Annotated in this window: 2 protein-coding genes; both read right to left on the reverse strand. The window is 62.7% G+C overall.

Annotated elements, in window-relative coordinates; all coding sequences use genetic code 11:
* Positions 1–206 precede the first annotated feature (206 nt).
* Positions 207–398: a hypothetical protein gene (locus Q2M23_RS43695; RefSeq protein ID WP_172646835.1), complete on the reverse strand. Its 192-nt coding sequence runs from the start codon at positions 396–398 to the stop codon at positions 207–209.
* 96 nt (positions 399–494) lie between these two features.
* Entirely contained in the window at positions 495–719 is a 225-nt protein-coding gene (locus Q2M23_RS43700) for a hypothetical protein (protein ID WP_316399540.1), read from the reverse strand.
* Positions 720–802 lie beyond the last annotated feature (83 nt).

The following is an 802-nucleotide window of genomic DNA, read 5'->3' on the forward strand; positions in this document are numbered from 1 at the left end:
GCTGCAGAGACGCCACTTCTTGCTGCACCGAGTCAATCTGTCGCGCCCCAAAACCGTGTAGACACGCTAGTGCGAAACCAGGGACCCATAACCACAGACGATCATCGTGAAAGACAATGGAACGACGAATCCCGTTCACGACATCCGCCGCGGGTTATGGGTCCCGGCCTTCGCCGGGACGACGGCGGAATATGCTCGCCTTGCGTCTAACCCGATCGCTTGTTGCTGGTGTTCTGGGTCAGATTACCGTGCGCGGCCTGCTCGCGGATGTTGTGCTTCTCGTCGTCGCGATGCCCCTTGGTGGTGTCGATGGGAACGCTCGGGGTGCTGCCGGGGCCCTTGTGGCTCTTGTTGTCGTCGGGAACGGGCTGGATGGTCTTTGTCTTTGGTTTCGTCATCATCGTCTCCGTTACGCATGGAGACAACGCGGCCGGGACGGACGGCGTTCCCGGAATGTGCTTCACGTTTCTGGAGATGTGGCTTCACAGCTGATCCTACAGCTTCTCCTGCTGCGCGGGCTGTGACTGCGGCTGCTGCTGGCGCTGCTGCTTGGCGTGATGGCGGCCGTAGAGGCAACCGGCGGCGGCGCCGAGCATGCCGTGATGGCCGGCATAATGACCGGCGACGCCGCCGACGATCGCGCCCTTGATGCAACCCTTGGCGTCGGCAGGCGACGCCAAGGCGAGCGCGCTGACGGCAATGACGGACGCGAGAACAATCGATTTCGTCGTTCGTGAAGAACTGGCGCCGGCGCCCGGCTTAAGCGGTGTTTCGAGCCGGGACGGTCTCGAAGAAGGCTCGG

This window comes from Bradyrhizobium sp. 33ap4 (assembly GCF_032654765.1).
Classification (GTDB): Bacteria; Pseudomonadota; Alphaproteobacteria; order Rhizobiales; family Xanthobacteraceae; genus Bradyrhizobium; species Bradyrhizobium australafricanum.